This is a genomic window from Variovorax sp. BGA-UO-ETr-C22, from assembly GCF_059567965.1.
Genome location: NZ_JCAQPA010000008.1, coordinates 326,259 through 352,347, shown reverse-complemented (window position 1 = coordinate 352,347; position 26,089 = coordinate 326,259). Strand labels below are relative to the sequence as shown.

At 63.2% G+C, this 26,089-nt stretch carries 31 protein-coding genes and 2 pseudogenes; 23 read left to right on the top strand and 10 right to left on the bottom strand.

Features of this window, described 5'->3' with window-relative positions; genetic code table 11:
• Position 1: 1 nt before the first annotated feature.
• Positions 2-576: pseudogene (locus AC57B8_RS09195) on the top strand (IS3 family transposase); the annotation flags it as partial.
• Here AC57B8_RS09195 and AC57B8_RS09190 read toward each other — a convergent pair.
• From AC57B8_RS09190 to AC57B8_RS09180, 3 genes and pseudogenes are all read right to left on the bottom strand, one after another.
• Positions 540-704 carry a hypothetical protein gene (locus AC57B8_RS09190; RefSeq protein ID WP_496479413.1) on the bottom strand — a complete coding sequence of 55 codons (165 nt, stop codon included), beginning with the start codon at positions 702-704 and terminating at the stop codon, positions 540-542. The pseudogene AC57B8_RS09195 and the gene AC57B8_RS09190 sit on opposite strands and share 37 nt — an antisense overlap.
• Positions 705-729: 25 nt before the next feature.
• Positions 730-825 (bottom strand): annotated as a pseudogene (locus AC57B8_RS09185) (transposase); the annotation flags it as partial.
• Positions 826-1,156: 331 nt separating this feature from the next.
• Entirely contained in the window at positions 1,157-1,321 is a 165-nt protein-coding gene (locus AC57B8_RS09180) for a helix-turn-helix domain-containing protein (RefSeq protein ID WP_496479412.1), read from the bottom strand.
• A gap of 53 nt (positions 1,322-1,374) precedes the next feature.
• On the opposite strand from AC57B8_RS09180, the gene AC57B8_RS09175 reads away from it, so the two are divergent.
• A complete protein-coding gene (locus AC57B8_RS09175) occupies positions 1,375-1,962 on the top strand; it encodes an ATP-binding cassette domain-containing protein (RefSeq protein WP_496479411.1) in 588 nt (195 codons plus the stop codon).
• A gap of 69 nt (positions 1,963-2,031) precedes the next feature.
• On the top strand, positions 2,032-2,883 hold the full coding sequence (locus AC57B8_RS09170; protein WP_496479410.1) for a LysR family transcriptional regulator: 852 nt from the start codon (positions 2,032-2,034) through the stop codon (positions 2,881-2,883).
• Between the two features lie 51 nt (positions 2,884-2,934).
• Here AC57B8_RS09170 and AC57B8_RS09165 read toward each other — a convergent pair whose 3' ends face one another.
• From AC57B8_RS09165 to AC57B8_RS09155, 3 genes are all read right to left on the bottom strand, one after another.
• Positions 2,935-4,275, bottom strand: coding sequence for a type II toxin-antitoxin system HipA family toxin (locus AC57B8_RS09165; RefSeq protein ID WP_496479409.1), 1,341 nt, complete (start codon positions 4,273-4,275; stop codon positions 2,935-2,937).
• A 2-nt stretch (positions 4,276-4,277) separates the two neighbouring features.
• Positions 4,278-4,583, bottom strand: a complete 306-nt coding sequence (locus AC57B8_RS09160) for a helix-turn-helix domain-containing protein (RefSeq protein WP_496479408.1) — start codon at positions 4,581-4,583, stop codon at positions 4,278-4,280.
• Positions 4,584-4,697: 114 nt separating this feature from the next.
• Positions 4,698-5,084, bottom strand: a complete 387-nt coding sequence (locus tag AC57B8_RS09155) for an enolase C-terminal domain-like protein (RefSeq protein ID WP_496479407.1) — start codon at positions 5,082-5,084, stop codon at positions 4,698-4,700.
• Between AC57B8_RS09155 and AC57B8_RS09150 the strand changes: the two genes are divergently transcribed.
• The 16 genes from AC57B8_RS09150 to AC57B8_RS09075 all read left to right on the top strand — a co-directional run bounded on the left by AC57B8_RS09150 (position 5,041) and on the right by AC57B8_RS09075 (position 19,307).
• Positions 5,041-5,283: a hypothetical protein gene (locus AC57B8_RS09150; protein ID WP_496479488.1), complete on the top strand. Its 243-nt coding sequence runs from the start codon at positions 5,041-5,043 to the stop codon at positions 5,281-5,283. The two genes, AC57B8_RS09155 and AC57B8_RS09150, sit on opposite strands and share 44 nt — an antisense overlap.
• 267 nt (positions 5,284-5,550) lie before the next feature.
• Entirely contained in the window at positions 5,551-7,119 is a 1,569-nt protein-coding gene (locus AC57B8_RS09145) for an RHS repeat-associated core domain-containing protein (protein WP_496479406.1), read from the top strand.
• A 17-nt stretch (positions 7,120-7,136) separates the two neighbouring features.
• Entirely contained in the window at positions 7,137-7,526 is a 390-nt protein-coding gene (locus AC57B8_RS09140; RefSeq protein ID WP_496479405.1) for a hypothetical protein, read from the top strand.
• Between the two features lie 315 nt (positions 7,527-7,841).
• Complete coding sequence (locus tag AC57B8_RS09135) at positions 7,842-8,141, top strand: tripartite tricarboxylate transporter substrate-binding protein (RefSeq protein WP_496479404.1); 300 nt, start codon at positions 7,842-7,844, stop codon at positions 8,139-8,141.
• Positions 8,142-8,252: 111 nt separating this feature from the next.
• Positions 8,253-8,507: a hypothetical protein gene (locus AC57B8_RS09130; protein WP_496479403.1), complete on the top strand. Its 255-nt coding sequence runs from the start codon at positions 8,253-8,255 to the stop codon at positions 8,505-8,507.
• A gap of 260 nt (positions 8,508-8,767) precedes the next feature.
• On the top strand, positions 8,768-9,190 hold the full coding sequence (locus AC57B8_RS09125; RefSeq protein ID WP_496479402.1) for a tripartite tricarboxylate transporter TctB family protein: 423 nt from the start codon (positions 8,768-8,770) through the stop codon (positions 9,188-9,190).
• A 10-nt stretch (positions 9,191-9,200) separates the two neighbouring features.
• Positions 9,201-10,730 carry a tripartite tricarboxylate transporter permease gene (locus AC57B8_RS09120; RefSeq protein WP_496479401.1) on the top strand — a complete coding sequence of 510 codons (1,530 nt, stop codon included), beginning with the start codon at positions 9,201-9,203 and terminating at the stop codon, positions 10,728-10,730.
• Between the two features lie 792 nt (positions 10,731-11,522).
• Positions 11,523-11,846, top strand: a complete 324-nt coding sequence (locus AC57B8_RS09115) for an ArsR/SmtB family transcription factor (protein WP_496479400.1) — start codon at positions 11,523-11,525, stop codon at positions 11,844-11,846.
• An 11-nt stretch (positions 11,847-11,857) separates the two neighbouring features.
• Positions 11,858-12,337 (top strand): ArsI/CadI family heavy metal resistance metalloenzyme, encoded by a 480-nt coding sequence (locus AC57B8_RS09110; protein ID WP_496479399.1) that lies wholly within the window; start codon positions 11,858-11,860, stop codon positions 12,335-12,337.
• A gap of 10 nt (positions 12,338-12,347) precedes the next feature.
• Positions 12,348-12,851, top strand: a complete 504-nt coding sequence (gene arsN2 / locus AC57B8_RS09105; protein ID WP_496479398.1) for an arsenic resistance N-acetyltransferase ArsN2 — start codon at positions 12,348-12,350, stop codon at positions 12,849-12,851.
• Positions 12,844-13,359, top strand: coding sequence for an arsenate reductase ArsC (locus AC57B8_RS09100; RefSeq protein ID WP_496479397.1), 516 nt, complete (start codon positions 12,844-12,846; stop codon positions 13,357-13,359). Before arsN2 ends, AC57B8_RS09100 begins: the two co-directional genes overlap by 8 nt.
• Positions 13,356-13,844 carry an arsenate reductase ArsC gene (locus AC57B8_RS09095; RefSeq protein WP_496479396.1) on the top strand — a complete coding sequence of 163 codons (489 nt, stop codon included), beginning with the start codon at positions 13,356-13,358 and terminating at the stop codon, positions 13,842-13,844. Before AC57B8_RS09100 ends, AC57B8_RS09095 begins: the two co-directional genes overlap by 4 nt.
• Before the next feature lie 4 nt (positions 13,845-13,848).
• Positions 13,849-14,907, top strand: a complete 1,059-nt coding sequence (arsB, locus tag AC57B8_RS09090; RefSeq protein WP_496479395.1) for an ACR3 family arsenite efflux transporter — start codon at positions 13,849-13,851, stop codon at positions 14,905-14,907.
• On the top strand, positions 14,897-15,610 hold the full coding sequence (gene arsH / locus AC57B8_RS09085) for an arsenical resistance protein ArsH (protein ID WP_496479394.1): 714 nt from the start codon (positions 14,897-14,899) through the stop codon (positions 15,608-15,610). The genes arsB and arsH overlap by 11 nt, the downstream gene beginning before the upstream one ends.
• A gap of 43 nt (positions 15,611-15,653) precedes the next feature.
• Positions 15,654-16,838, top strand: coding sequence for an MFS transporter (locus AC57B8_RS09080; RefSeq protein ID WP_496479483.1), 1,185 nt, complete (start codon positions 15,654-15,656; stop codon positions 16,836-16,838).
• Positions 16,839-16,994: 156 nt separating this feature from the next.
• The gene (locus AC57B8_RS09075; RefSeq protein WP_496479393.1) at positions 16,995-19,307 is read left to right on the top strand and encodes a hypothetical protein; all 2,313 of its coding nucleotides are present in this window, start codon (positions 16,995-16,997) and stop codon (positions 19,305-19,307) included.
• Between the two features lie 352 nt (positions 19,308-19,659).
• Here the strand turns inward: AC57B8_RS09075 and AC57B8_RS09070 are convergent, their stop codons facing one another.
• Positions 19,660-19,989 carry a helix-turn-helix domain-containing protein gene (locus AC57B8_RS09070; RefSeq protein WP_496479392.1) on the bottom strand — a complete coding sequence of 110 codons (330 nt, stop codon included), beginning with the start codon at positions 19,987-19,989 and terminating at the stop codon, positions 19,660-19,662.
• A 187-nt stretch (positions 19,990-20,176) separates the two neighbouring features.
• Here AC57B8_RS09070 and AC57B8_RS09065 point away from each other — a divergent pair, with 187 nt between their 5' ends.
• The 3 genes from AC57B8_RS09065 (at position 20,177) to AC57B8_RS09055 (ending at position 22,979) form a co-directional block, all read left to right on the top strand.
• Positions 20,177-20,749, top strand: coding sequence for a helix-turn-helix domain-containing protein (locus AC57B8_RS09065; protein ID WP_496479391.1), 573 nt, complete (start codon positions 20,177-20,179; stop codon positions 20,747-20,749).
• A 1,108-nt stretch (positions 20,750-21,857) separates the two neighbouring features.
• Positions 21,858-22,304: a RadC family protein gene (radC, locus tag AC57B8_RS09060; RefSeq protein ID WP_496479482.1), complete on the top strand. Its 447-nt coding sequence runs from the start codon at positions 21,858-21,860 to the stop codon at positions 22,302-22,304.
• A gap of 276 nt (positions 22,305-22,580) precedes the next feature.
• Positions 22,581-22,979, top strand: coding sequence for an ATPase (locus tag AC57B8_RS09055; protein WP_496479390.1), 399 nt, complete (start codon positions 22,581-22,583; stop codon positions 22,977-22,979).
• 461 nt (positions 22,980-23,440) lie between these two features.
• On the opposite strand, the gene AC57B8_RS09050 is transcribed toward AC57B8_RS09055, so the two are convergent.
• The gene (locus tag AC57B8_RS09050) at positions 23,441-23,977 is read right to left on the bottom strand and encodes a hypothetical protein (RefSeq protein WP_496479389.1); all 537 of its coding nucleotides are present in this window, start codon (positions 23,975-23,977) and stop codon (positions 23,441-23,443) included.
• Positions 23,978-24,285: 308 nt separating this feature from the next.
• Here AC57B8_RS09050 and AC57B8_RS09045 point away from each other — a divergent pair, with 308 nt between their 5' ends.
• Positions 24,286-24,648 carry a DUF2958 domain-containing protein gene (locus AC57B8_RS09045; RefSeq protein WP_496479388.1) on the top strand — a complete coding sequence of 121 codons (363 nt, stop codon included), beginning with the start codon at positions 24,286-24,288 and terminating at the stop codon, positions 24,646-24,648.
• A gap of 491 nt (positions 24,649-25,139) precedes the next feature.
• Here the strand turns inward: AC57B8_RS09045 and AC57B8_RS09040 are convergent, their stop codons facing one another.
• Both AC57B8_RS09040 and AC57B8_RS09035 read right to left on the bottom strand, forming a co-directional pair.
• Positions 25,140-25,472 carry a HigA family addiction module antitoxin gene (locus tag AC57B8_RS09040; protein WP_496479387.1) on the bottom strand — a complete coding sequence of 111 codons (333 nt, stop codon included), beginning with the start codon at positions 25,470-25,472 and terminating at the stop codon, positions 25,140-25,142.
• A 41-nt stretch (positions 25,473-25,513) separates the two neighbouring features.
• On the bottom strand, positions 25,514-25,783 hold the full coding sequence (locus AC57B8_RS09035) for a type II toxin-antitoxin system RelE/ParE family toxin (RefSeq protein ID WP_496479386.1): 270 nt from the start codon (positions 25,781-25,783) through the stop codon (positions 25,514-25,516).
• Positions 25,784-26,089: the final 306 nt, after the last annotated feature.

The window sequence follows — 26,089 nt, the reverse complement described above, 5'->3', positions numbered from 1 at the left end:
ATATGGCTACCACCGGCTGCCGGCTTCGCTGAGCAGGCAGTGCTTCAGCATCTCGGAGAAGGTGGTGCAGCGATTGATGAAACAGGAGCGTCTGGCCGCTGCAACACTGAAGCGGCGCTGGTACGGCTCATACTTGGGGAAATCAGTCCGGCGCCAGACAACCTCCTCAACCGCAACTTCCGGGCTGCCACGCCCAGCGAGAAGTGGCTCACTGACATCACGGAGTTCCAGGTTCCGGCCGGCAAGGTGTATCTGTCTCCCATGATCGACTGCTTCGACGGCATGGTCGTCAGTTGGTCGATCGGTACGCGCCCGGACGCTGAGCTCGTCAACACGATGCTGGATGCAGCCATCGAGACCGTCGCATCCAGCAGCGAACGGCCTGTTGTGCATTCAGATTGTGGCGCCCACTATCGCTGGTCTGACTGGCTCTCGCGCATCGCCGATGCGAAGCTGACTCGCTCGATGTCGCGCAAGGGGTACTCGCCTGCTAATGCGGCGTGCGAAGGTTTCTTCGGCCGGTTTAAAACCGAGCTGTTCTATCCTCGCAGTTGGCAGTCCACAACCATTGAGCAGGGGGATGCGGACAAAAACTTTGACTGTTTATGCCATGAGCCCCAAGTTTCGTCGGTAGTCAAGAGGCTGCGCGCGCCGAAAGACATCCTAATCCGCTTATCGTTGTACCAGCGGATGTAAGAGTGCAAAGCCTGGGTGAACTGCTCAACGGTCGATGCGCTTCCTCCAGCGCGTGAGGCTGCTCGGATCAATGGGCGCTCCGGTCTGCAGGTATACCTCGCCGCAGAAGTATTGCCAGTACGGGTTCTCCGGGTGTGTTGCAGGTACAGGAGGCCGGCCATCGGGGCGATACGCTCCCGGGGGTCGAAAGCGGGGTCGCGTTGGAGAGGTCGCTAGAAGCAGGACGGTACGCCCTTCAACGGATACCGCGCGCTTGGGAAGCTTGACGTTTTCGATCACCTTTACTCCGAGCGTCGCTGCAGCATGCCTGTACTTGGGCGGCGGCTCATTCCCCAGCACCAGGAACACCTTCACAGCAGGCGGGGTGAGAAGGCCGGTCAATCGATTTCTGCGCTGCCTGTCGATTGCCGGAGGATGACTCGGCTCGACGACGTACTTTGTCTGAGTGTGACTGGGGCTGCTATCCGGCTCGGCGGGCACGCTTGATCACCCGCGCGGCCAGCGTCTCCACGAGTTGCGAGACCGAAACTTCCAGGCCGCCGGCCAGCCTCCAAATGTTGAAGAGCGACAAGTTGCGCTCGCCGCGTTCAACAGAACCAACGTAGTTGGGGTGCAAGCCGGCCAACTCCGCAAGTTGCTCGATCGTGATGAGGCGGTCGTGCCGTAGGGCGCGCAGATGTGCTGCGTGGCCTGAGCGGCGCGGTCGGCCCTGGTCGCGTGCTGGGCGTGCTCGGGCGCAACGGCGTGGGCAAGACCACGCTGATGCGCGCGTTGACCGGCTTCCTGCCGCTCAAACAGGGCCGCGTTGCGCTCGCCGGGCGCGACCTGGCGCGCGTGGCGCCGCAGCAGCGCCTGGCCGCGGGCATGGCCTACGCGCCACAGGAGGACGTGGTCTTCGGCGAACTCAGCGTGAGCGAGAACCTGTGGCTGCACCTGCGCGGGCGAGACCCGGCTCGCTATGCCGATGGCCTTGCCGCATTTCCGCGGCTGGCCGAGCGCATGGGCCAGCGCGCCGGCTCGCTCAGCGGAGGCGAGCGCAAGCTGCTGTCGTTCACGCGAACCCTGGGGCTGCGTGCATCGCTCGCCATCCTCGACGAACCGACCGAGGGCGTGCAGCCCGAGAACATTGAGCGCATGGCCATGCTGGTACGCGCGCAAGGCGCAGGGCGCCGCGTTCGTCATCGTCGAGCAGAACCTCGAGTTCCTGCTGGCCATCGACCACGGCGAATGCTCGCTCCAGGGGACGGCCAGCGACTTGCCGCGTGAGACCCTGGAAGCGCACCTGCGGGTCTGATCCGTGCCTGTCTGTGGCACATTCGGCCTCCGGCAAGAACCATGAGCCATCTGGACCTGAACCTCATTCGCGTGTTCGTCGCGATTTATGAAACGCGCAGCGTCACGCAGGCGGCGGAGCGTCTCGACGTCACGCAGCCCACCATCAGTTACGCCCTCGCGAAGCTGCGCAAGGTGTACGCCGACCGCCTGTTTACGCGCGGCGCCGACGGCTTGATGCCCACCAGCTTGGCAGAGCAGTTGTACCTGCGCTACCGCGACGCGCTGACCTCCATCGAGAGTACCCTCGAGCAGAACACCGCCTTCGATCCGCTGCGCTCGACACGGCGTTTCCGTCTCGCGATGTCGGACATCGGCGTGCTCTATTTCGTGCCGCCCCTGCTGCGCAAGTTCCAGGAGTCGGCCCCGCGCATCGAGATCGACATCGTGCAGATCCCCGACGCGTTGAGCGAAGACCTCTCGGTCGGGCGGCTTGACATGGCCATCGGCAACATCCCGGCGCTGGCATCGCCCATGCACAGCGCGCTGCTGTTTCGCGAGCACTACGTGTGCCTGATGTCGACCAACCATCCGAGCATCGGCGATCGGATGAGCCTCCAGGAGTTTTCATCGGCGCGGCATGTGATGGTGTCTTTGCCGCGCTCGGGTCACTTCCTGATCGAGGAGGCGCTGGCCGAGCGCGGCATCAATCGCAACATCGTGGCACGCGTGCCGCAGTTCACGGTGCTGCCGCAACTGCTGTCGCAGAGCGATTTGCTCGTGCTGCTGCCTTCGCGCGTCGCGAGCCTCTATGTGGTGCAGGGCGGGCTCAAGGCGCTGCCGTTGCCCCTGCCGGACTTCCAGGTTCAGGCCCACTGGCATGCGCGCCACGAGTACAGTGCCGCGCACCGCTGACTGGTGGACGAGATCGTGCAGACGCTCAGCAAGCTCTGAGCGCTCGGCCGCCTAAAAGGCAGGCATCTTCTCCAGCGCCCTGGCGGAACGCGCGAGCTCTTCGAGAATCCTGCCGGACACCTCGGACGGAAAGTTCGGCGGCAAGCGTGCGCCGACCCGGTCGATCACGCCCGGCGTTGCCGCGAGTACGCGCTGGACGAGATTCTCGGCATCCGGCCCGTAGTGGCACTTCTGCGCCATCAAATTAAAGTGCCGCCGCTGGATGGTCTTGAAAGAGTAGTGCTTGCTCTTGCCGACCAAGGCCATGGCGAGCTTGGCCTCGTGCTTGGAAAACTGGTTGGGTCCGTTGCCCTCCACCGGCCAGATGGACATCACGTCGTAGATGGGTGTCAGCCTGTAGCGGCCCATCGGGAGCCACGCGATGCTGAAGTTCTTTGCGTGACCGTCAGGCGCGCCGAGCATCCAGAAGAGCAGTTGCACGGTGATGAGCGTGGCCAGGTCTTTCTGTGCATCGACCGAGCTTCGAAGCACGTTCGCCAGATCGATCATGCCGGGGCCGCCGTCGGCCTCGTACTTCAGGTGCGAGGGCTTGCCCAGGGCCTGGCAGAAGTCTTCCTGCGGCAGGCGCAGCCACCGGTTGCCGGACGAGTGCAGCCGGCGGTCGAAGCGCTCGACGGCCAGCACCTTTTGCGACCCGAAGCGCAGCATTGCCGTCAGCGGCACGGGAATGCCGTATTCCTGAAGGATGTTCAGGCAGAGCCACTCGTTCTCGACCGAGGTGCTGAAGTCGGCTTTGCGATGGCCGACCAGGCCCAGCGGCAACTTCAGGATGTGCGTGGTGGGGGTAGAGCCGTGCGGGCGCATCCACTGGCCCTGGTGCCACAGGAGGGCAGTCTTTTCCTGCGCACCGGCCAGAGAGATGCGCAACTCGTCTTCGGGTGCAGATTGCCCCGCGAACCTACCGGGGTCGACCGTTCGCTGGAGCAGCTTCTCAACATCGGACTCGGTCATCGGCTCGCCCTCGATGTGCTCCACATGCGCTGGGCCGTCGTCTTCGCCCAGTAACTGGATGGCGCCGACGCAGTCGCGTCCGATGGCCTGCAAAAGGTCGAACGGCTGTGTGGTCCGCGTCCTGAAGCGGCCCGCAATGCGTTCGCGAATGGGCTGGCTGTCCGGCAGCAGGTTGTCGAAGTAGTTCTGGACGACCGCGCCCTTGTGAGTAAAGCCCCCGACCAGCGGCAACGACAGCGAGAGGGGGCGTCCTGCCGGCGAGCCGACCCAGGCATCGTCGTAGAGCAACTCGTCCGCCCCGCGTTCTGGGATACGCCAGATGCCGACGCGTTCGCCATTGGCCCAGATGGAAAGCGCGGGGGTGTTCGATGTGCGCGCCACGCTCACCATTCCGAAGCAGGTGGAGGCGGGTTGGCGACATGCCTGGTGCCTGGATGATCGACGTCTGCCGCGTGAGTCGAGAGCCTTGTGGGCTTCTTCGAGCCGACGAACATTTCGAGGCCCAGCACGCTGAAGAGGGCCAGCAGTTGCTCCAGGCTCACCGAGCCGGGGTTGAGCTCCATGTGGGACATGCGGCTTTGGCTGATGCCGAGGCGCTCGGCCAGCTTCACCTGGGAAATGCCCGACGCCTTGCGAGCGGCCTTGAGCAGTACGCCGAGCTGTGAGGGGACTGAAAGAACTTGCTGCATAGGGGCTGCCGATGAAGTGGGCCACCAACAGCTTATCGATCTGATGGGTATTTGTCAAAATACCCATTAGATAGGTATCTGAAAAAATACCCGTTAAATAGGCAAAAATGACGTCTAGACGAGAAACGCCCGGAGCGCTTCCTCGTTCCACGCAATACCCGTCCCCGGCTGCGCAGGGGCGATCGCCCTGCCATTCGCAAACGCCAGCGGTTGCGCCAACACCGGCGCCGCGAGGTCCATGCGTTCGAGCAGATGCCGTGTCGGCGTGACGGCCAGCAGGTGCACGCTGACTTCCTGGAAGATGTGGCTCGACATCGGCACGCCGTGCGACTGCGCCAGCGCCGCGGCGCGCAGCCAGCCGGTCACACCGCCGATCTTCATCGCGTCGGGCATGGCGAGGTCGCAGGCGCCGGCTTGCAATGCCTTGGCCATCTCGTCGGGACCGCACAGTCTGGGATTGCCCAGCCAGATCACTGACGCGCTGGGCCAGGCAACCAGCATCGTTCGCGATGCGCTGGGGCGACCGACCAGCCTGGTCTTTGCCGATGCAAAGACCACGACGTTGCGCTACGACCTGACGGCCAACAGCAAGGGCTACCTGTCGGAGATCATCGATCGCAGCGGCACCACCGAGTACACGCGCGATGCCTTCGGCCGCGTCATCCTCAAGAAGCAGACCCTGGCCAACGGCAGCGTTTAGCAGGTCAGCTACAGCTACAGCCCCAGCGGCACACTGGCGGGAGTCGGCTACCCCAATGGGGCCAGCCTCGGCTACCAGTACGACACGACGGGCCGCATCAACAGTCTGAGCTGGAACGGCAATCCACTGGTTACCAACATCACCTGGAATCCGCTCGGCCAGGCGACGGGTTGGACCTGGGCCTTCACTACCAGCAGCCCGCAGCTCTCGGCCAGCCGCAGCTACGACACGGCCGGGCGGCTTATCGCCACCGAGACCACCAGCTATGTGTACGACGCCGCTGGCCGCATCTCGGGTCTGACACAGTACCTGTATGGGCCGGCGGACACTGACCCCACCCATGACACCATCGCCGGCGGCGACGTCACCTGGAGCGTGGGGTATGACAGTACTGGTCGCATCACCGGCTTCGACGCGACGTCCGGGGCGACCGATACCGCCAGTTTCGGCTACGACGCGAACGGCAACCGGACCAGCAGCACTCGGGTGGGTAACGGCCAGACAACCGGACGGAACTACACGGTGCTCGGTGGCAGCAACCGCCTCGCGGGCTTCAGCCAGACCATCAACGGCACCAGCAATACCGCGGTCACCTACGGCTACAACGCCAACGGCGATCTCACGGGCGATGGGTTGCGTACGTATGGCTATGACGCCGAGGGGCGGTTGAGCACCGCCACCACAGGCGCCACCGACAGCAGTCCCACGACGCGCTATGCCCACAACGCGCTGGGCCAGCGTGTCTTCAAGACCGAACCGCAGTTCCAGCCAGTGCAGGGCGACGAGACCGACCCGGGTTTCTGGAGCAGCTTGGTCGCCTTCTTCACAAAGCTGTGGAGTCCGGCGACCAGCGAGGCGGAGCAACTTGGTTACGCCTACGTGTACGACGAGCAAGGAACGCTGATCGCGGAGATGGGCAGCGGTGGCGCGCAAAGCTCGGGACAGAGCCAGTACATCTATCTGCCCACGGTGAATGGTCCGTTGCCGGTCGCGACCGTGCTCAACGGTGCGAAGCATGCAGTGCATAGCGACCATCTGAACACTCCCAGGCGATTGAGCAATGACGCGGGTCAGCCAGTCTGGCAATGGCGCTACAGCGCGTTCGGCGAAGAGATGCCGACGACGGCTGCGAAGCGGTTTACCGGGCCAGAGACCGTGCCCAGCACGGGCAGCACATCGGCGGCCGAAATCGTCTTCAACCTGCGCTACCCGGGGCAGTATGCGGATGCAGAGAGTGGGCTGTTCTACAACTACTTCCGTAGCTACGACAGCAGAACGGGACGATACAGCCAGCCGGATCCGATCGGGTTGGATGGAGGATGGAGCAGGTTCGGGTACGTCGACGGAAATTCACTGAAATATGTGGATCCACGTGGACAAGTCGCTCAGATCTTGGCGCCTGTGGGGGCCGGTGTTCTCGGTGTCGGCTGCTCGTTGTCCGCTGGCTGCCGAAATGCGGTGAATGGCATCGCCCGGTCCTGCGAGCGAGCCGTTGATTGGGTGAGGGACCGGATGTTTTCGGATGGTGGCGACGGGACACGAGAAGCCCCAATCCCAGGCGCCACTGGTGGAGACCGAATTGGAGGAGGCCCCAGGATTTGGGACAAGCCATCGGATGATCCCGTTGGCGATGCAAATGATGACTTTGATAAGCTTTTTCCCAACGGCGATGGCGTGAGTGACAAGGGGAACGGGGTTCGCGTTGGGGTAGCGCCAGATGGTGGAAGAACGATTGTTCGACCGGGAAGTTCAGAGGGGTCCGGCAACGTTCCTACGATTGAGATGCAAAATCCTCGGGGCAAACCACTGGATAAGATCCGCTATCCGCGGAACTGAAGCAAGGAGAGAGATCAATGCCAAGCGTTGATGCCGAGGCTATTGAGAATATTCATACGTTTCAATCGGCTATGAATATTTCCGATGTGCGGTTTGAGTGGGGCAAGCTCGCCGTAACATTAATTTCCGCTGAGGATAAAAAAGTTGCAATCGTGAGGTTTCCCTGGGTCGTGGGTTTTAGGCTGCTCGATGAGGGTGATTTGCTCGAATTTTGGCCCGCCTGCAGTGCGGTAAATGGTTGGCTCTTCTTGATAAAGAAAAATGGCTGGCTTGATCTTGAGACTACTCGCCAGGGTTTTACGCGGGAGAAGGGTCAAGGCGTTTCCGAATACTTTGTTGCGAGCCAAAATAGTTGCCTAAGCGTTCTGTCAGGCGAGCCCCCCGAAGTTGAGGTATTCAACATTTAAAGAGCGGCTGTTGGATTCCATCGATCTCTGACCCGGGAGGCATCCATACAAGGCATCCATACAAGGTAGTTCATGCATTCATACGAAGACAGGATTGGAGCGGTCGAGCTGTACGCCACGCTCGGCGAACGCGTCAGAGCGACCATTCGTCAGTTGGGTGGCTTTCCTGTACTTCTTCCAACTCGTCGTCAGCTCTCGAGCCCGACGCTCTCTCATCGCGCGATCTGCGTGTGCTCGAGGCGCTGCGTCCTTTCTTCGGTGTAAACGGGCGCCCGCGCGTACGCCGACCATCTGTTTGCCCAACTCAAACAGTCCGTGATCGTCGACACCCTTGCGGGCGTTTCGACCGTGCGCGAATCCGGCGTCGATTTCGACTTCGCGTTGTGGACCGCCCTGGCGGTGCGCGCCGGCACCCCCAGCGACATCGTCCGCATGCTGGACGCCGATCTGCGCAAGGCGCTGACCAGCCAGGCTTTACGCGATTTCGTCGAGAAGCAAGGCACGACGTTGTGGCCCGTGGATGGGAGTGTCGTGGCGGCCCAGATCGCGAGTGGGCTGGCACGCTTCAAGGAATCCGTTGCCGCTGTTGCGGCCGAGATGGGGCCTACGCGTTGAGGCTCTGAGCCTTCGGCTCGCAAAAACGAAACTCGCGAGGACGGCTTCGGCGATGCAGCGTCAAGAAGCGCAGCGTGAGCGGCTGCGCGGGTATCACTCGGACGACACCGAATGAGCGATGACTGCGGGACGGTGTTGAATTGCCGTGCCCACGAATATTCGGACGAAGTGATCAGTGCGTGCCCATCGCCATGGGCGCAAACACACGGGCACAGACCTGCATCGCGGCGCAAGGCACCGCGGCTCGACGTGGTGAAGGTCGTCCTGGCACGCGTGGCCAGGGAATGCGCAATGCAGCCGGTCTTCGCCGTCGATGCTTCCGCGCTCGCCGCTGCGACAGGCGTGGTCTGCCGGTCGATGCGCTGACCGACAGCGGGGAGTGGACGGCATCACCGAGCCGGCGTTCGCCACGTCGCGGGCACTCGCGAGGGCTGTGCCGGCCGCCGGCGCCGGCTCGGGCCCGCCCTCGCTCCTGTACGTAGTTCCCCTCGCGAGGGTGTCAGATTCTGATCAGCTAGCGAAAAGAGCATCGATCCGTCCGGCAACTCTCTCCGGACGGAGACACGCCCGCATCGGTTTTGCCGGTCGCGGGCGCATTCGAATCACATCACACCGTGAGCGTATGAATGAAAAATAGAAACCTTGTCAGAGGTCTGTTCCTCATGGCGATCGCGCTGGGCTTCGGCCTGACCGCACTGCGCTATCCCATCGGCGACTTCAGCCGGGCGGGGCCGGGCCTGTTCCCCGTGATGGTGAGCGGCCTGCTGCTGCTGATCGGCGCGGCCACGGTGGTCCGGTCGTTCGTGGTGGCGCCGGTGGCGCTGAACCTGAACTTCAAGAACATCGGACTCATCCTGTCGAGCCTGTGCGGGTTCGCGCTGATCTCGATGTACGTGAACATGATCGCGGGCATCGTCTTCATGGTGTTCTGTTCGGCCTTCGCGGGCAGCTCCAACTCGTGGGTGCGCAACGTGAAGATCTCGGCGGGACTGATCGCCATGGCGCTGGCGCTGCAGAAGCTGCTCGGCCTGAACCTGCCGCTTTTCTGAGGTCACGACCATGACGGAAGTCTTGAACAACCTGGCGTTCGGTTTCTCGCACGCCCTGACACTCCACAACCTGATGTACTGCGCCATCGGCTGCACGGTGGGCACGCTGGTCGGCCTGCTGCCGGGCCTGGGCCCGCTGGCCACCATCAGCCTGCTGCTGCCGCTGACGTATTCGATTCCCACCACCGGCGCACTCATCATGCTGGCCGGCATCTACTACGGTGCGCAGTACGGCGACAGTGTGAGCGCGATCACGATGAAGATCCCGCACGCCAGCAGCATCGTGGCCTGCATCGACGGCTACGCGATGACGCTGAAAGGCCAGACGGGCCTGGCGCTGTTCACGGCCGGCTTCTCCAGTTTCATCGGCGGCACGGTCGCGATTCTGGTGCTGTCGTTCCTGGCGCCGACGCTGGGCGAGGTGGCTTTCCTGTTCGGTCCGGCGGACTACGTCGCGATGATGCTGGTGGGCTTCGTGTGCGTGAGCTTCGTGACCACGGGCAGCCTGCTGAACGGGCTGGCGATGTGCATGATCGGCGTGCTGCTGGGCACCATCGGTACCGACGTGAACAGCGGCATGGCGCGCTTCACGATGGACATGCCGTTCTTGACCGACGGCGTGGGCATCGTGAGCATCGCGTTGGGCTGCTTCGGCATCGCCGAGATCACGAAGAACCTTGATTCGCGCGAGGAGCGCTCGCCCTTCAACGGCAAGATCAACCTCATTCCGACCTGGGCGGAGTTCAAGCGGATCATCCCCAGCGCGCTGCGCGGCAGCGTGGTCGGCTCCATTCTGGGCATCCTGCCCGGCGGCGGCCCGACCATCGCGCAGTTTGCGGCCTACGCGCTCGACAAGAAGGTCAGCAAGTACAAGCACGAGATCGGCACCGGCTGCATCGAAGGCGTGGCCGGCCAGGCGGCGGCTGACGAGGCGGCGGCGCGCACCAGCTTCATTCCGCTGATGAGCATCGGCATTCCCGAGAACGCGGTCATGGCGCTGATGCTGGCGGCTTTCATCATCAAGGGCATCCAGCCGGGCCCGAACATGATCGCCAGCCACCCCGAGCTGTTCTGGGGCCTGGTAGCCAGCATGTGGATCGGCAACGTGTTCCTGCTGGTGCTGAACGTGCCGCTGGTGCGCTACTGGCTCTCGGTGTTCAAGATCCCGTACAGCGTGCTGTTCCCGTCGATCCTGTTCTTCTGCTGCATCGGAACCTACAGCGTGAACAACAACCTGCAGGACGTGTTCATCACCGCCGCGTTCGGCTTCATGGGCTACATGTTCATGCGGCTGGAACTCGATGCGGCGCCGCTCATGCTCGGCTTCATCCTCGGGCCGATGCTCGAGGAGAACTTCCGCCGCGCGATGTTGTTGAGCCGCGGCAGCTTCGGCACCTTTGTCTCGCGGCCCATCAGCGGCACGCTGCTGGGGCTGGTCGGCATCTTCGTGGTGTGGCAGCTCGTGGCGTTCGTGCTGCAGGCGCGCAAGAAGAATGGTGTGCAGATGCCGGTCCCGATCGCGCTGGAACCGCAGGAGTAGGGGGCGGCATGTGGGAACGCGCGTCCAGGAAGAAAGCATGCGAAGTCCTGCCCGACCTCGCGGACGCAGCCGCGATGCGATCACAGAGTTCCTCTTCAAGTCGAATGGTCGGTGTTGGCATGTTGATCGACCCGAGCCGCTGGCGGCGGCTGAACGTTCCGCACGGCTCTTGCTTGACCTTGCAGCCTTCACGCCGTTCAGGTCATCCCGGGCTGCCGCGTGCTTCGTGCGGGCGTGATCGTTTCTGTGTGGCTGCCCGGGGGGCGCGCCTGGCCCACCCCGACGTGTTGTGATACCTCGGCATTTGTCGAGCGATGACTAGATAACAAAATGCTGTCCTCCCGTACCGCCTGCGGGTGTGATCCTGGCCCCAGGCGCTTTGGCGGCAGGGTGCGGTGTTCTTTGTGGTGCTGCTCGCCTTCCGGGAAGGTATCGTCGGGAGCCTGTCCAGCATCTGGCGCAAGAGGACGGCGGCGCGGGACGAAGCAAGAGATCGAACAGCAAGTTGAGCCAAGAGCTCAACTTGCCATTGGCCTTAAAGCTGTTGTCATCGCAACATGGCGGGAAAGCATCTGCTTAGGTGGATCGTCTATGCCCCAGCCTGCGTATTCGTCCAACGGAGTTCAATTCCCCATAACCGCTATTGTCGATAGCTGAGAACCGCTCCATGCCCGCTGGCTAAACGAAGGATGCTGGACTGATCTCTTCCGAGTATGAGCCGGGGTTGCAGTGGGCGGGGCTAAAGACGTTCGGTTGCTTGCATTAATTCAATAATTCGACTATCGTTGAAATATGGAAGAAAAGAACGTTATCCAAGCGCTGGCGGCATTGGCGCAGCCCGTGCGCCTTCAAGTCTTTCGGGCGCTGGTTGTCGCCGGTCCCGCTGGCCTCACACCGGGTGTGTTGGCGGAGCAACTTGGCGTGCCTTCGACCAGTCTCTCGTTCCACCTCAAGGAGCTGACGCACGCCAACCTGGTCAGCCAGGAGCGCGACGGCCGCAACCTGATCTATCGCGCGGTGTTCGAGCAGATGAACGCGTTGCTCGGCTACCTCACGGAGAACTGCTGTCAGGGCGAGGCATGCCTCGTCGACGGCTCCACTGCTTGTGAATGCTGAAGGAGAAACACATGAAGCGCTTCCATGTCCATCTGCACGTCGACGACCTCGCCAAGAGCATCGCCTTCTACTCCAACCTGTTTGCGTCGCCGCCGGCACGTGTCGAGGCCGACTACGCCAAGTGGATGCTCGAAGATCCACGCGTCAATTTCGCTATCTCGACAGTCGGGCAGGGCAGAGGCATCGACCACCTTGGCATTCAGGCCGAGGACGAAGCGGAACTGGTCGAGCTGAAGGCTCGCGGCCAAGCGGCCGACCGGACCCTGCTCGACGAGGGCGAGACCGTGTGCTGCTACGCGCGCAGCGAGAAGCACTGGGTCACCGATCCGCAGGGGATCGCGTGGGAGCACTTCCAGACCTTGGACGGCGCCGTGCCGGTCTACGGTCAGCCCAAGTCCGTCGCCAAGGCCGAGTCCGCCTGCTGCACGCCCGGTGCTGCCCGAGGCATTCCGGTCAACGTGTCCGCCAGGGGCACGGGCGCCTGCTGCTGAGGGCTGCGCCATGCCCCAAGAGCCTTCCGAATCGCTGGTCAGATCGCTGTTCGTTCGCGCAGAGGCCGCGTCTCTATCGCCCGTGCGATCCCTTCTTCGGGACGCCGGCCTCCCCGAATCAGACCTTCGGGAAGAGCACATGGAGGCCTTCTTCGTGAGCCGCGCCGGCGACGAAGGGATTCTTGCCTGTGTCGGTCTGGAACGCTTCGGCGACACCGCGTTGCTCCGCTCCCTCGCGGTTCGCGCCGATGCACGTGGCAATGGTGTGGGCGACCAGGCCCTGCAGACCATGGAAGCCTTCGCCGCGTCGAAGGGCGTGAATCGCCTTTGCATCCTGACCACCACGGCGGAGCCATTCTTCGAGGCCCGAGGCTTCGAGCGCTGCGACCGCACGGCGTTACCGGCATCAGCGCAGGCGAGCAGCGAATTCAGGAGCCTGTGCCCGGCCTCGGCTGTCTGCATGTTCAAAGAGATCAACCCCACTTCCTCCACCGAGAAACATCGTCATGGCTGAGAAAACCTACAACGTGCTGTTCATCTGCACGGGCAATTCCGCACGCTCCATCCTGGCCGAGGGCCTGCTCAACCACCTGGGCGATGGGCGATTCAAGGCCTACTCCGCTGGCAGCCACCCGGCCGGCAAGGTCAACGCCTACGCTTTGCTCACTCTGGACAAGATGCACCTTCCCTCCACCGGCTATCGCAGCAAGGACTGGGACGAGTTTGCGAAGCCGGACGCACCGGCGATGGACTTCGTTCTCACCGTCTGCGACAAGGCTGCGGGCGAGGTGTGCCCGGTGTGGCCTGGCCAGCCCATGACCGCGCACTGGGGCGTGGCCGACCCTGCGGCATTCGCGGGGCCGGAAGAAGCTACCGAGCGCCAGTTCATGGATACGGCCCTCACGCTGAAGCGCCGGATCGAGCTGATGCTGGCCTTGCCTCTGGCCCGGCTCGACTCGATGGCCATCCAGCGTGAGATCCGCGACATCGGCAACGGCAAGGTTCAAAAGGCTCCGCAATGACACTCAACGTACTCATCCTCTGCACCCACAACTCGGCTCGCAGCGTGCTCGCCGAGGGCATGCTCAACCACTGGGCCCAGAAGCTCGGCAAGGACGTGAACGCGTTCAGCGCCGGCAGCGCGCCCAGTGGAAGAATCAACCCGTTTGCCATCGACGTGCTGCAGGCCGCTGGCGTGAACACCGAAGGCTTCCGCAGCAAAAGCTGGGACGAGTTTTCCACGCCGGTCATGCATGTGGTCATCACCGTCTGCGACAGCGCGGCGCAGGAGACCTGCCCGTACTGGCCGGGCACGCGCGTCAAGATTCATTGGGGCTATCCGGACCCTTCGAACACCGAGGGCGGTGACGCGACAAAACGCCAGGCCTTCGAGCTGACGCGCCAGGCGATCTCCTATCGCATGCTGCAACTGCTCGCACTGGACAACCCCGAAGCGATGAGCGACGCCGAGCTGCAAGAGCAGCTGAAGCACATCTCCGCGAACTGACACCATGAGCGCAGTCATCGAAAACCCGCGCGCCAGCGCGGCCCCCATGAGCGTGTTCGAGCGCTACCTGACGGTGTGGGTGTTCCTCTGCATCGTCGTCGGTATCGCGTTGGGGCAGTTGTTCCCGGCGGCATTTCAGGCGGTGGGCCGTCTTGAGGTCGCGAAAGTCAATATTCCCGTGGGCGTGCTGATCTGGGTGATGATCATTCCGATGCTGCTGCGGGTCGATTTCGCGGCCCTTGCGCAGGTGAAGAATCACTGGCGCGGCATCGGCGTGACGCTGTTCATCAACTGGGCCGTGAAGCCGTTCTCCATGGCCTTCCTGGCATGGCTCTTCGTGCGTCAGGTGTTCGCCGGTTCGCTGCCGGCCGACCAGCTCGACAGCTATGTGGCCGGCCTGATCCTGCTGGCCGCCGCGCCCTGCACGGCAATGGTCTTCGTCTGGAGCCGCCTGACTGGCGGAGACCCGGTCTTCACGCTGTCGCAGGTCGCATTAAACGATGCCATCATGGTGTTCGCCTTCGCGCCCATCGTCGGCCTACTACTGGGTCTGTCGGCGATCACGGTGCCGTGGGACACGCTCATTACATCGGTGGCGCTCTACATCGTGCTGCCTGTGATCTTCGCGCAGGTGTTGCGCAAGCAACTGTTGAAAGCGGGGCCGGCTGCGTTTGAGCGAGCTATGCATCGCATCGGACCGTGGTCGATTGCCGCGCTCCTGTTGACGCTCGTGCTCCTGTTCGCGTTCCAGGGCGAGGCCATCATCAGACAGCCGCTGGTGATTGCGATGCTCGCGGTGCCGATCCTGATTCAGGTGGTGCTGAACTCCGGCCTGGCCTACTGGCTCAACCGGAAGCTCGGCGAGAAGCACAACATTGCGTGCCCATCCGCGTTGATCGGCGCTTCCAACTTTTTCGAGCTGGCGGTGGCCGCCGCCATCAGCCTGTTCGGTTTCCACTCTGGTGCGGCGCTGGCCACCGTGGTCGGCGTGCTGATCGAGGTACCGATCATGCTGGCGGTGGTGAAGGTCGTGAACTCGTCGCGGGGTTGGTATGAGTCGTGAGCTGCCGAACGTCGATCCGTCCTTGTTTGCAAGGCCTGATCCGGACCTGCTGTTTCCGGCGCAGCGCGCCGCGCACGCGCCGCGCATCCTGCTGCTGTACGGCTCGGTCCGCGAGCGCTCCTACAGCCGCCTGCTGACCGAAGAAGCAGCGCGGCTTCTTCGCGCGCTCGGCGCCGAGACCCGCATCTTTGATCCTCGGGGCTTGCCCCTGCCAGACTCGGAGCCCGACGACCATCCCAAGGTGGCGGAATTGCGCGAGCTCGCCCAGTGGGCAGAGGGAATGGTTTGGACTTCACCCGAGCGTCACGGGGCCATGACCGGAATCATGAAGGCGCAGATCGACTGGATACCGCTGGCCCTCGGCTCGGTGAGGCCCACGCAGGGCAAGACGCTCGCAGTGATGGAGGTGTCGGGCGGCTCGCAATCCTTCAACGCCGTGAATCAACTGCGCGTGCTTGGCCGGTGGATGCGCATGATCACGATCCCAAATCAGTCTTCGGTGGCCAAGGCTTTTCTTGAGTTCGAGGAGAACGGCCGCATGAAGCCCTCGCCGTACTACGAACGCGTGGTCGACGTGATGGAAGAACTGGTGAAGTTCACGCTGCTCACGCGCGACTGCGCGGGCTACCTTGTGGACCGCTACAGCGAGCGGCGCGAGAGTGCCGAGGCGTTGTCGAAGCGGGTCAACCTGCGCAGCATCTGAGTCAGGCGAACCCAGGGTGCAAAGCAAGACCACGACTACGGTGATGCTGGGTGTGGCTCAGACCCTGGCGTGGGCCTCGTCGTATTACCTCCCCGCAGTTCTGGCCGGTGCCATCGGCAAGGACATCGGCATTTCCACGTCCACGGTCTTCGGCGCTTTCTCGGTGGCACTGCTCGTCGCCGCGGGCATCGGACCTGTCGCCGGTCGGCGCATCGACCGTTTGGGCGGCCGGCCGGTGCTCATCGCCAGCAACTTGGTATTCGCGGCGGGGTTGACTGCACTGAGCCTGTCCACGCATGCAAGCCACGTGTTCGCCGCCTGGGCGTTGATGGGCCTAGCCATGGGCAGCGGACTCTACGAGGCCGCGTTTGCCACAGTGGTACGCCTGCACGGCCAGGATGCGCGACGAGCCATCACCGGCATCACGCTGTTCGCAGGCTTTGCGAGCACCGTGGGGTGGCCACTGTCGGCGTACCTGGAAAGCACAGTGGGCTGGCGCGGGGCGTGCCTTGCCTGGGCCGCCATGCATCTGCTGATCGGTCTGCCGCTCAACATGCTGCTGCCACGTGCGTCTCATGCCGTCCCCGTACAGAAGTCCGCCACCGCCGCGCAGGATGTAGGTGCCGGGCTCTCTTCGGCGCATCAGCGTCGCGCCGCAGTCCTGATGGCATACGTCTTCGCCGTGACTTGGTTCATTAGCACAGCCATGGCCGCACACTTGCCAGAACTGTTGCTGGCTAGCGGTGCCACGCTGGCCGCGGCCGTCGGCATCGCCGCCTTGGTCGGGCCTGCCCAGGTAGCGGGGCGGTTGATCGAGTTCACCCTCCTTAAGTGCGCGCACCCGCTGCTCTCGGCCCGATTGGCCACACTTGCTCACCCGCTGGGCGCGCTCTGCCTCGGCCTGTTCGGTACCCCGGCTGCTGCTGTCTTTGCGGCACTGCACGGCCTGGGCAACGGCATCTTGACCATCGCGATCGGAACGCTTCCCTTGCTGATCTTCGGCACCAAAGGCTACGGACAGCGCCAAGGCCTCCTCATGGTGCCGGCACGCATCGTGCAAGCTGGCGCGCCATTCCTGTTCGGCGTGGCAGTGGAGCGGTGGGGGAATGGTGCATTGTGGTTCTCCACCATCCTGGGCATCTCTGCCTGTCTGGCTCTGGTGGTTATGACCGTCAATATGAGAGAAGCGTCAAATTCGTCGCGAGAAACATCGAAGCTGAACCACTAATCAGATTCCCTCTCCCCCAACTGCCTGTTGCTGTTGCTATGGCCCACTCTGTATCGGGCCGACTCTGCGTCCGAGACCATCTGCTTTGCTTCATCCATTGATGGTTGATAACCCTACACTACGTGCCCAATGACTTCAGCGCGGACGGGGGATGGAATGAGCGGGGAAGAGACTGAGGATTTGAACGGTGGGATAAACAGGCTTGCTCGCCTTTTCGGGTCGGCGACCATCGAGGAAGCCCATCAGAAGGGGCGTGCACAACTTGAGCAAGCGAGCGAGCAACTGCGGCTTGCGATTCTCAAGGCGGACCCGAGCGCGCTTGCTGGATACCTTTGGGGTCAACTGCTGATGGCGCAGCTTACTCAGGCCAAAGCGCATGACAAGCAACTCGCTTCTCCTCACGTTGCTCCACCAGAAGTTCTCGAGCCGGTGGTGCTCGCCTTGGAGTATCTACATGCAGTGCTCAGTGGCCACGCTGAAGATACAACGGGCTCTGCACAGGACGACGAATCCCTGCGCGAAGTTCTCAGCGCGAGCAGCGCTCTACGAGAGGTCGTACTGCGCTACGGCTTGGTAGCCGCCGCCGCATTGCCGGGCAACTTGGACTATGAAACCAGGACACTCGGCCTGCACGCAATATCCAGTTGGACCATGCTGCGCGGCCATCGATACCAAGCCTTGGAAGAGGAGTTCTTTGACTTCGTGCTTGATCCTCATGACGACGCGCTCAAGCAAGCGTATGGCGTTGGGTCTAAGGAGGTGGCCAGGGGCATTCAGGCAGCGGTTGACGCCACTCGGTTCGGTCATATGAAGGCAGCCGAGCTTCTGCTTGCTGAGTGGAAACAGACGCTAGCCGAGGCAGAGAGAGCAGGCGTTCCCGTGAAAGAGGTAATGCAGACCAAGTACGCAAGCGAGGATACAAAAGCACATCTACGCCTCGCTGTTCTGAACTTGTTCTTTGCGGGCAATTGCGATGTTGGGAAGACGAGCGGTCTTCCGCCTTCCCTGCTTGAAGACCTATCGTTCGCGAGAGGGGAAGAAACCCTTTTCTTTGCTGAAGGTCCACTCCGCGGCACTCCGATGCGTCGTCTTCCGGCAAGGGAGCGACCGCTAGTGCGCTTTAATGGAAGCTACTACGCGTTCGATCCGAATTTTTTGCGCGACAGTGCCTACCGGGCAATTCAATGGGGCCTTGGACGCCGCCTTGCCGGCTATGAGAAGACCTGGGGCGAGCGCCAAGCTATCGTGACTGAATCAGCTTTCCCGACTGTGATGGGGGAGCAACTCGCTGGAGCGACTGTCCTGAGTTCGGTCTACTACCCCGATCCGGACACCGGGAAATGGGTCGAAAACGACCTTGTCATTCTGCTCAATGATGCGCTGCTACAGATCGAGGTCAAGGCCGGTGTCATGCCCATGCATTCACCGGAGATGCACTTTGACCGTCACGCTCGCACGGTACAGGCGCTTGTCGTCAAAGCCAAGCAGCAAAGCGAGCGCTTCTTTCGCTATGCGGCATCCGCAGACGAGGTGCCGCTGTTCAATCTTCATGGTGGTGCCTATGTCGAAGTTCATCGGCTGAGGCTTGCGAAGTACCGCCTACTTCTGCCCATCGGCCTGACAGTGGAGGCCTTTACGCCGTTCTCCGCGATGAGTAAACGGCTACCTGAGATGGCTCCGATTCTGGGGAAATATCCGTTCATCTCCATGTCGGTTGATGACCTTTTTGTCCTTGCGCGGTTTTTGCCTAGCTCTGGTGATCTCTTTCACTATCTGGCTGTCCGGCAGCGAGTCGCAGGACAACTAAACGCCGCATTCATTGACGAGCTTGATCATCTGGGTAGATACGTAACTCAGAACCGCATCGACATGTTCAATGAGGAGCACTTCTCCCAGGGAGCGACGTTGATTACGCATGCCGGCGCGAGTGACGTTGTTGACGCGTATTTTTCAGACCCCGACTGGCAAAAGAAGCCTCCACCGCACCAGAGCTTCCCACCGCGTGTGCAGAAGTTGCTGACGTCGCTCGATGTGGTGCGGGGACCAAGGTTTCTGCACGCAGATGCCGCTGTCCGAGATCTCTCCGGGCAGGGGCGTGATGACTTATCCGCTCTATTGGAGAAATTCCTTCCTTTCCTCAAGGCGGAGCCCTATCGATGGGCGGTGCTCGGCGGAGAGGACGCAACTTTAGTATGGGTTCAACGTGCCGAGTACGCAGACGTTCGTGCCGAAATGGCAGCAAAGGCTGAGGCTGCGGCATTGGCCATGGGTGTGAAAACGTGTACGGCGCTGGTCATCTACGTCGGAGCCGACGATAGTTTCGAGGGCGGTTGGGCCGCGGATATCTCGGCCCCGCCGGAAATAGCGCTTCGGCGCGTAGATCGAGAGCGCGAGGGCCAAGCAATGCTTGGCAAGGCGATTCGCAGAGTCTCGATACGGTCCGAGCACACGCCCCGTCCGCGCCTTTGAAACAGTGCTCAGAGCGCGAGTTAGTGACCGCCACGCCAAGCCACGCCAAACCTGACGGTTCCTCGCGACGAGACAATGCTTGGGCATGCCGCATTACGTCAGCTAGGACGACTCCCTGCCCGGAAAATTTAACGGCGCCCGCAACACGAGTTTCAGCAGCGCCTAGATGCTGTGGCTCGCTCAGTTCCCCATAAGCCACATTGTCGATTGCTGAAAACAGCGAGGCTGTGTCGATTTGCTCGGCATATCTACACAGGGGTCAGAGTTCGGCGGAATCAAACATCTCCTCTGCACTATGTGGTGAGCAACTGTTCGCCACTCAGTCGTGTCGTTGGAACGCAGCGACCATCACTTACGAGGACGATTTGATGTGACTTGCGAATTCGAGTAGCAACTTCCGCTGTTTGTTGTTTAGCTGACCGAACCAAAGGATGAGCTTGGCGAGTTCGTCATCGGCTGCGTAGAAGTAGGGCGCCGGAACGCCAAGCTCGTCTGCCAGTCGACGCGCGAAAGAAATGTTTGGCTCGTGGATCCCGCTCTCGTAGCGGGAAATGCGTGCGCTGGCGGTACCTTCATCGAGTCCCGCTTTAACGCCAAGCTTGTCTTGTGGCAAACCTGCCGCCAATCTCGCAAGTCTTAAGCGAGCACCGAAGACTGAGCGAGGAGATGGGCTGGGAGACACTCTACGATAGTCGTAAGATCCACTTTCCTCGTCTCTACGTTTTTCGTAGAATTTGGACTTGCGAATCCCGTGTCAAGGCAAGCCCACCATGCCCAATCGACCAATTGCATCACCGCTACCTAGCGCGCGGCCTCTGCGGCTGCCGGTCTCGGTGACGCGTGCGCGACCGCGGCAGGCTGATCCTGCCGTGCGCAGTTTGTCTGCAGCGCGCATCGGTGGGCAGGTGAGGGCGCTGCGCATGGCGGCCGATGTGTCCGGCGGTGCGCTGGCGAAGGGCTCGGGGATTTCGTCGTCGATGCTCTCTCGCATCGAGCGCGGTCTGGTCTCGCCTTCGGTAGAGACGTTGGAGCGGCTCGCGAATGGTTTGGGCGTGCCGGCGTCACGCTTCTTTAGCGATCAGGCGCGGCGCACGGATTTCTGCCACGTGCGTGCAGGGCAGGGTGTCGTCGTCGATCGCGTCGGTGCGGTTTCAGACTATCGCTACGAGCTGCTGGGGCACCTCCTGTCGGGCAACCTGTTCGTCGAGCCCTACCTGGTCACGCTGCTGCCCGGTGCGGATCCCTACGTGACCTTCCAGCATCCGGGGTTGAAGTTCCTGTACTTCCTCTCCGGGGAGGTCAGCTACCGCTACGGCGCCAAGGTGGTCTCGGTAAGGGCAGGGGACTCGCTGCTGTTCGAGGCGACGGCGCTGCACGGGATCGAGGCCATTCGCGGTGGACCCGTGTCCTATCTGTCCGTGGTGTTCACGCTGCGAGAGTGAGGCGTGGCGACGCGCCTGCTCGCGCGTAACGACTGATCGGGGGCATTGATACCTTTCTTCCTTCGCTCCGTGCTTCTTTCTTTCCGTTTGCACCGTGATGAGCGGTGTGCGGTGAACGAGGACCGATCGGCGCAGCGCCCAGTTGCCGTCAGGGTACCCAATCAGGCACGGGTTGCTCCGCCTGTTTCGTTCCTCCGCGACTGGGTTCGATGTTTCATCGCCGCTGGCTAGCGGTTCTCGCCAGGGCGAGCAGGTTGCCCCTGCAGGGACGGGCGGTCGTCCGCAGCATCGATGCCGTCCGCGCGAACGCACGGCTAATCCAAGCGACGCCATCGCCGCGTGGTGTGTTCCTGACGTTCGGCAGGCCGAACATCGCTGGCGCATGTGCCTTCCCGCGCCGCATGCCGGCTCTCGCCTGCCTGTTCATTTGCCTGAATGACGGTGGCAGGATTGCCTGCCTTCCTGTGATGTGGCCCGTCCGATGAACGTGGCGCGCTGAGCGTGCGCCGCCCGCGCCAGAGGCCGCATCGTGCTCAGTGTGGCCGTGGCCGCTCTTTGCGGGGTTCCCGCAGGGTGCGCTGCGCGCCTGGTCCACTCCGACATGTTGCGATACCCCGGCGTTTGCCGAACGATGGCTGGACAACGCAATGTCCTCCTCGTGTTGCGCCTGCGGTGCGATCCTGGTCCCAGGCGTTCTGGCGGCTGGACGGGCGGGGTCCTTCGGAGCGCTGCGAAGGGTGGGGGAGGGCTTGCCTGTGAGCCCTGAGGCTACCCCCTCGTTCTCGCGTTCAAGGCCCTGCGCGCGCTGCGCGTGCTCGGCGCGTGCCGCGCGCCTGCGGCGGCCTTGAGCGCTGCGCTGCGACGGGGTCGCGGGGGCACGCAGGCAATCCCGCCTGTGTCTTGCACAGGAGTTCATCGTCATGAACGCTTCGCCTTCCTCCTCTTCCTTGTCCTCTTGCTTTTCTTCTTCCACGACTGCTTCCTCGTCGTCGACCGGCGAGGCTGGCGGCGCGCTCTCGTCGCGCGATCTGCGGGTGATCGAGGCGCTGCGGCCTTTCCTCGGTGCGCAGGCTGAAGCGCTGTTTGAGGCGCACGGGATGCATCGGGCATCGGCTGGCTGCAGCTGCGCTCGGGCCTGTGCCTGGCGCGGGAGCTGCTCGTCGAGGATCTGCGTCCGTCGCAGGCCTTCCGTTCCGTGTATGCAGTGGCGGACTACCTGAAGCTGCACTTCGCGGGGCAGGCCCACGAGAGTTTCGCGGTGCTGTTCCTGAGCGCGCAGCACACGATGCTGGTCTTCGAGGACATGTTCCGAGGCACGCTGACGCAGACGGGCGTCTATCCGCGCGAGGTGGTCAAGCGCGCGCTGCAGCTGAATGCCTCGGCGGTGATCCTGGCGCACAACCATCCCTCGGGCCAGGTCGAGCCGTCCGAGGCGGACCTCGTGCTCACGCGCGTGCTCAAGGAGGCGTTGGCGCTCGTGGACGTGCAGGTACTCGATCACTTCGTCGTGGGGCACAACCGCGCCGCTTCGATGGCCGAGCGCGGCCTCCTCTGAGGGCGGCCGCGGGGGCGCTGCGGCGCCCCCTGAAGCCATTTCATTCGACCCGGGCGGATCACGCGCGGCGCGTGTGTCGGCTCGGGTCTTCGGCGTCGGATTTCGGGGAGGGCGGTCTTGCTGTGGCCTTCACCGTCGCACGGCGTTCTCGCCGTCAAGGGCTGCGCGCCGCGGTGCGGCGCTTGCGGCCTGGCGGCCGTCGCCGACCCCTGACTGCTGCGCTGCGCCGTGCGGTCCCGGCGGCGGGCAATTCCGCCCGAGCAACCGGAGATCATCATGGACAACGAGAAATCACACGTTTCGCTGGAACAGCACCTGTGCCTGGTATGCGGCCTCGGCTTCGATACGGGCGGCGTCCTGCTCGACAGGCGCCTGCGCCAGCGCATGCAGCGCCACACGGTGACAGGCTGGGGCCTGTGCAACGCGCATCGCAGGCTGTTCGACGAGGGGTTCGTTGCGCTCATCGAATGCGACCCGCAACGCAGCGGCGTGCCGGCAGACCAGGACCACATGAGGCCCGAACAGGCCTGGCGCACGGGTCGGCTCGCGCATCTGAGACGCGAAGCCCTCGCGCGGGTGGTCAACGTTGCGCTGGCGCCCGATGTGCCCTGCGTCTTCGTCGAGCCCGGCGTGATCGAGCAATTGCAGGCGATGGTCGGGCCCGAGGAGGACTGACCGTGCATTGAGGTCCCTTGTGCGCTGCCTCGCGAACCGCGGTGCGGCGCATTCCTGCAGCGCCTGGCGATGCCGTGCGACGCAGTGCCCGGGTCATCGGCCTGAACTTGGTTTCCCCAGCGACGCCGGTTTTCTCGACGCTGCGTCGTCGCGAGGCGGACCCGCCGACGTTACTTGCCCCATTTTCAGGATAAATACAAAGAATGGAGTAAATCCGACGACGGAAGACTCACGCAACCCAATCATGGTGAACCGTCGACGGCGATCACCACCTGATCGCCTCCCGGCGTGGCCTGGCCATTTCGCCCGACGGTGTCCGGCGAAACTCTGCGGCTGCTGGCGCTTGCGCACAGACATGCCCGAGCGGCCCCAACGAGGGTCACGATGTCAGGCTGCGCGCGATGCTCCGGGCGGGCGGTTTCGCCAGGCGTGCGGGCAGGCCTGGGCTTGCGCATGCGTGGTCACCGCGCGTCGCCTTGCGTCGCGAGGTCGGCCACGAACCAGTCCCTGGCGAACTGGTTGACGTCCTGCATCTGCTTGCCCAGGACACCCAGCATGCCTCCCGTCCAGGTCTCGTAGGCCGGCGTGCCGTCGAGCTTTCGCACGTTCTGCGGGAACGTGCGGATCGTGTACACCGGGTTCTGTTCACCGAACTCCTTGCCCAGCTGCGCGTAGAACGCGCCATCGAGCTGGAACTTCGGCGCGCCTGCGTGCGCGAGAACCACCTTGTCGAAGCGCCTGGACTTGTGCGACTGCGCGCTCTGGAACAGCGCCCTGAGCACATTCACCGCCGCGGCGTCGGCCTCCACCCGGCGAAGGTCGATGACCAGCACGGACGGCATGACGCCGTACTGGTGGTACGCCCAGACGGAGACCTTCTCGTTGCGTGCGTCCTGCGCCAGCCGCTCGCTGACGGGCCGATGCGCCGTGACGTAGTTCCAGCCCGCCAGGGCGAGCGCGCAGGCGGCGACGGCTGCGAACAGGACGCGCTTTGTCACGGATCGTCTCCTCGTTGTGGGAGGGGCATTGTGCCCAACGAGGTCGAAGCGCGTGCCGCGGCGCGCCGCCTGGCTTCGCTCCGCCTCGCTTCGGCTCGTGTCGACCCGAAGCAGGGCAACCGGGCGGGGGAGGCGAGGGCTGGCTTGCTGCGACCTGGAGCGTGGCACGCCGTTCTCGCCGTCAAGGTCTGCGCGCGCCTCGTGGCGCGCTGGCGGCCAGCGGCCGTCTTCGAACCTTGACTGCTGCGCTGCGGCGTGCCGGCGACGGTCCCGGGCCATCCCGCCCGCAACCGTTCAAGGAGAACGCCATGGCTGCTGTTTCCAGCTTTCCTTTCATCACCGACGTGCAGTTCGAACTGCTGCTGGCCAACGGCGTGCAGTCCCGGACACAGGCGGATTTCGATCCGCTGCCCGTGGTCAAGCTGTTCACGCCCGACGCCGGCGCCACCTGGCTGTTGACCGAGATCGACCCCGGGGACCACGGCATCGCCTTCGGGCTGTGCGATCTCGGGCTCGGGTTTCCCGAGTTGGGATGCGTGAGCCTGAATGAGCTGGCCGCGTTGCGCGGCATGCTGGGCTTGCCGATCGAGCAGGACCTGCACTTTCGGGCGGGCAAGCACTTGAGCGCCTGTGCGAAGGAGGCGCGCATGGCAGGCCGCATCCAGGCCTGAGGGCCCGGCCGCCGGCTTGGCCGGCGGCCTTCTTGTTGTCGGCCTCTCTCTTCCTTTTTTTCTTTCTTTCTTTCTTGCTGCTCACCGGCTGTGCGTGCACCCCAGGCGAGTTTCAAAGCTGCTGCGGACTCTGATACCGAACCGTTGGCAAAGCGGCTGAATCGCGCCAGCGTTCGTGGGTCCGGAAATGAGGTCTCGCCGACGGCATCTTGTTCCCGTGCGCACTCGCTGGAGTGGGTGACGTGGCCGTGCGTGCACGGCGGCAGCTGATCAGGCCGTCCATCTCGCGTGCGGCGGCCCCGGAAGAGCGTATGGATGCGCGTACATCGCGGTGACGGTGACGGTGACGGTGACGGTGAACCGTCATCAAGGTCGAATGTCGCACGGCACCATCCGCGAGCGGAACGCCGAAGCGGTGGGCACGCTGTAGGCTGACGTCAGTCTTGCGTAGCCGCGGGCCGCGCACCTGGCTGAGCTCAGCGACTCGAACGTCAGGCCGCTCGCGCGGATCCTTCGTCGTTGGCCCGAGGTGCGATCTGTTTCGCGATCACCTTGCCCACGGCCTTCGCCGCCAGCTTAAAGTCGTAAGTCGCCTGCATGTTGATCCAGCCTTGTGCGTCAGCTTCCTCGCCACCGAAGTAGCGGACCAGGCGCAGAGCCGTGTCTGGCGTGATGCCGCGGCGCTCAAGCACGATGTCATTCACGCGCGACGCCGGCACATGCAGTGCCTTGGCCAGCGCGTTGGCCGTCATGCCCAGCGGCTTGAGATAGTCCTCGCGGAGGACCTCGCCCGGGTGGACCGGGCGCATTCCATTCTTAAACATCGGGTTGCCCTTTCTAGGTACGGTTCCGGCTTACCGGCCGGTCAGTGCGGGTCATCGATCCTCACGTCGAATGGGCCCGCATCGCCCCATTTGAAGATCAGTCGCCACTGCTGGTTGATCCTGACGTGCCATTCGTCGTCGTAAAACTTCAGGTCATTGCCGGGAGGCATCTTCATGAAGACCACCGACGCAGCGGCATCCAACTGCGTCAGCTTGCGGACCGCAACGTCCTTGATATTGGCGAACCGAGCGCTCTTGCCCGTGGTGAACAGTTGTTCCGTATCGGGGCAGGAGAAGGACTGAATCGCCATGCGTCATTTTATACCGTTTAACGGTAACCGGCAAACTGTCGAAGAGAGTGAGGCGTGGATCGGGGCCTGCTCGGGCACGAGGGTCGATCGCATGGATGGATCGATTCCTGCCTTTCGCGCGCCTGCGCTGTGATGAGCGGCGTGCGGTGGATCAGGACCGATCACCGCGGCGCACCTGATTGCCGTCACGCACGCGATCAGGCATGGGTTGCCTCGCCAGCTTCGTTCCTCCGCGACTGCGTTCGACCTTTCATTGCCGTTGGCTGACGGTTCTGTGCAGGGCGAGCGGTTGGTCGCCCGTTCGCG